Raw genomic sequence first — 3,671 nt, 5'->3', positions numbered from 1 at the left:
CGCGCGTGCGGTGAGGGTGGGCACGTCGGTTCGCTCCTGTTCCGGGGGGCGGAGCCGAGGGGCGGCTCCGGAAAGGGGCTAGGGAGTGGCGTACTCCGCCCACGGCTCGGTGCCGGGGCCGTTCCAGAACGATCTCGGATGCGCCACGGCTCTCGGCCGGGGCTCAGGCTTTGACTCGTTCGACGGTCTGTCGCTTCGCGGAGCCTGTGCCGCGGAATCGTCCGGCCTCGTGGAGTGGCCGCCGGGTGGCGCGGCCTTTTCCGCCGGGATGTGTCCGGGGGCGGTGATTGGGGGATTGTCAGATTTCTTGTTATTTGTATGGTGTGATGGCGGAATCTGGGGGGTCCGCTCGCTATCAGGGGGCTGGTCGGCGCGCTTCTCGGCGCTCATCCGGTCGATCTTCTCGACGAGCTCCCGCACGGACGGCGACCACTCCCGGTAGGCGGGCGCGCCGGGCCGTACCGCGCCCGCGAACTGTCGCTTGCGCGCCGCGCCGAACCTGTCGATGCGGACCCTGGCCCCCGAATTGGGCGCGTGCAGGAAACGGCCGTGCCCCACGTACATGCCGACGTGGCTGCGGCCGTGGAAGAAGATGAGGTCACCGGGCTTGAGGCTCCCGATCCCCACCTTCCGGTCCACCCTGCGGTACTGGGCGTAGGTGACACGGGGGATCTTGACGCCCGCCCGCCGCCACGCGGCCATCATCAGCCCGGAGCAGTCGTAGCCGCCCGCGCCCGTCCCGCCCCACCGGTAGGGCTTGCCGATCTGTTTGCGGGCGAACCGCAGCGCCTTCTTGGCGCGCTTGCGCTGGAGGGTCTCCCGCGTCCGGTACCTGTCGTACGCCTGGACCTTCTCCAGGGTGGCCGCGTCGAGGTGCAGGCTTCTCAGCACCGTCGGGTTGAGCGCGGCGAAGGCCGTGGAACCCAGCGGGACCGTCAGCGCGAGCCCGGTCACCGTGGCCGTGACGGCCGTGCGGAGCATGCCCCGTTTTCGGCCGGCCGCCCGGCCGCGGCCGGGATGGCCCGCGATCGCTGCGCTTGCGCTTCCGGGCTCCTGCGAGTGGCGTGGGGTGGACATTCCTCTGGTCTCCGTTTCCGTTCGGGTATCGGCAGGTGATCATCATCCCGCCGAGGGATCGGGTACCCGTTGATCGGCACGGAATTGTCGAGGACGGCCGATTTTACTTGATCATGGCGCGGAATTGGAGGCGGCCTTCAGTGTCTTTTGTCAGGCGGTCAGATGCGCCAGCGATTTCAGCGGAACGGGGAGCCAGGCCGGTCTGTTCTGCGCCTCGTAACGCACCTCGTAGACGGCCTTCTCGAATTCGAACGCGCGGATGAGGACCGAATGCGCGGCCGGATCCGGTCCGCCGGCCCCCGCGTAGCCGCGGCAGAACGCGGCGCGGTTGCGCGCCGCCCAGGCGTGCGCCCGGGTCTCCAGCCGCGGCCCCGACTCGCTCGGCACCGTGCCCGCCTTGGTGATGAGGAACCGCGCCGCGTACTCGAACGAGCGGAGCATCCCGGCGACGTCGCGCAGCGGGTGCGCGAGGGCCCGGCGCTCGCTCTGCGTCCGCGCCGGCTCGCCCTCGAAGTCCAGCACCGTCCACCCGGACTCGGTGCGCAGGACCTGGCCGAGGTGGTAGTCGCCGTGCACGCGCTGGACGGGCAGCGGCTCGGCCCGCGCGGCCAGGTCCAGGAACGCCTCGGTGAGCGCCTTGGCGTGCGGCGCGAGCGCGGGCACCGCGCGGCAGGTGCCGGTCAGCTCGGCGTTCATCCGCGCGGCCGTCGCGCGGACCTCCCCGGCCGGGACGACCGTGACGCCGAACGCGTCGGCGAGCGCCCGGTGCACCTCGGCGGTGGCCGCGCCGAGCCGTTCGGCCTCGGCGGCGAAGTCGCCGCCGGCGGCGCTCGCGTCGAGCTCCGCCCACTCGTCGCCGCCGGGCGGCGGCGTGTGCGCGAACCAGTCCCGGACGCTGGCGATCGCGAGGCTCCACCCGTCCACGCCGGTGTGCAGGTAGTCCGACAGGAGGGCGAGCGTCACCGGCTCCGCGCCCTCGCCCGCCCGCGCCCCGTGGCCCGGTTCCAGCTCGATCCAGCCGAGGACGGCCGGGACGTGCGCGCAGCCGCGGCGGCTCAGCGCGAGGTTGACCTCCAGGTCGAGGTTGACGCCGGGGGACAGGCGGCGGAACAGCTTGCAGATGTACTCGTCGCCGAACAGTAACGAGGTGTTGCTCTGCTCGGCGGTCATCGGCAGGCTCGCCAGGTCCGTCCGGATGCGGGCGCCGCCCGCGTGGTGGAACCGCAGCGGGCCCGCGGACGCCCCGCTCGCCATGGCCTCCAGCAGCACCCGGGTCAGGTCCGGGTCGTGCGCGGCGTCGTACAGCCGGGCCTTCGCGGACCGGTCGCCGCAGGGCCCGCCGATCTCGACGTGCCGGAGCCGGTCGGGAAGGTCGCGGCGGGCGCCGAGGAGGAGCTGGTAGTGGTCGGTGGTGTCGTCCCGGCGGACGTGGATGACGAGGTGGTGCAGGGAGGGGTCGCCGGACCGGAGTTCGGTGGCGGTGCCGATGGCGAGGTCGTGGATGGGGCCGTCCTTGCCGCCGAACCACCGCTGCCGCGGCAGCCACTCGGCGAGGTCCCGGACGAGGTCCCGCTCTGGAGGAAGCACGGTCAGACGGTCCTTCCCGCGCGGGTGCCCGGCCCCGCGTCCGCGCCCGCCACGGGATCGCCGTCCTCAGGAGGGACCAGCTGGAACCAGTAGAAGCCGTGCCCGGGCAGGGTGAGCAGGTACGGGAGTTCGCCGATGGCGGGGAACTGGACGCCGCCCATGCACTCGACGGGCGCGTAGCCCTCGAAGCGCCGCAGGTCCAGCTCGACCGGCTGGGGGAACCGGGACAGGTTGCTGACGCACAGGACGGTGTCCATCTCGCCCCAGGGGCTCTCGTCCTCGGTGATCTCGCGGGTGAAGGCCAGGACGGAGGGGTTGGAGGCGGACAGTTCGACGTAGGAGCCGACGCCGAAGACGGGGTGGCGCTGGCGGATCTCGATCATCTTGCGGGTCCAGTGGAGCAGGGATCCGGGGTTGTTGGCCTGGGCTTCGACGTTGACGGCCTGGTAGCCGTAGATGGGGTCCATGATGACCGGCAGGTAGAGGCGGGCGGGGTCGCAGGCGGAGAAGCCGGCGTTGCGGTCGGGGGTCCATTGCATGGGGGTTCTGACGGCGTCGCGGTCGCCGAGCCAGATGTTGTCGCCCATGCCGATCTCGTCGCCGTAGTACAGGACGGGGGAGCCGGGCAGGGACAGCAGGAGGGCGGTGAACAGTTCGAGTTGGTTGCGGTCGTTGTCCAGGAGGGGGGCCAGGCGGCGGCGGATGCCGATGTTGGCTTTCATGCGGGGGTCTTTGGCGTATTCGGTGTACATGTAGTCGCGTTCTTCGTCGGTGACCATCTCCAGGGTGAGTTCGTCGTGGTTGCGCAGGAAGATGCCCCATTGGCAGTTGTCGGGGATCTTGGGGGTCTGGGCCATGATCTCGGAGATGGGGTAGCGCTGTTCGCGGCGGACGGCCATGAAGATGCGGGGCATGACGGGGAAGTGGAAGGCCATGTGGCATTCGTCGCCGCCGGCGGCGGGGTCGCCGAAGTACTCCACGACGTCGGCGGGCCATTGGTTGGCCTC

General features: G+C 71.2%; 3 protein-coding genes. All 3 read right to left on the bottom strand.

The genetic code is table 11. The annotated features are described in order from the left end of the window. Positions 1 to 78: 78 nt before the first annotated feature. Positions 79 to 981: a C40 family peptidase gene (locus AB0C69_RS39855; protein WP_345182539.1), complete on the bottom strand. Its 903-nt coding sequence runs from the start codon at positions 979 to 981 to the stop codon at positions 79 to 81. Positions 982 to 1,227: 246 nt separating this feature from the next. Continuing rightward, complete coding sequence (locus tag AB0C69_RS39850) at positions 1,228 to 2,664, bottom strand: phosphotransferase (RefSeq protein ID WP_360361532.1); 1,437 nt, start codon at positions 2,662 to 2,664, stop codon at positions 1,228 to 1,230. 2 nt (positions 2,665 to 2,666) lie between these two features. Continuing rightward, a partial coding sequence (locus AB0C69_RS39845; RefSeq protein WP_360361529.1) for an alpha-glucosidase C-terminal domain-containing protein occupies positions 2,667 to 3,671 on the bottom strand: 1,005 nt, incomplete at its 5' end.

The organism is Actinomadura sp. NPDC048032 (genome assembly GCF_040653175.1).
GTDB lineage: Bacteria > Actinomycetota > Actinomycetes > Streptosporangiales > Streptosporangiaceae > Spirillospora > Spirillospora verrucosospora.
This window is presented reverse-complemented; position numbering and strand designations above follow the sequence as displayed.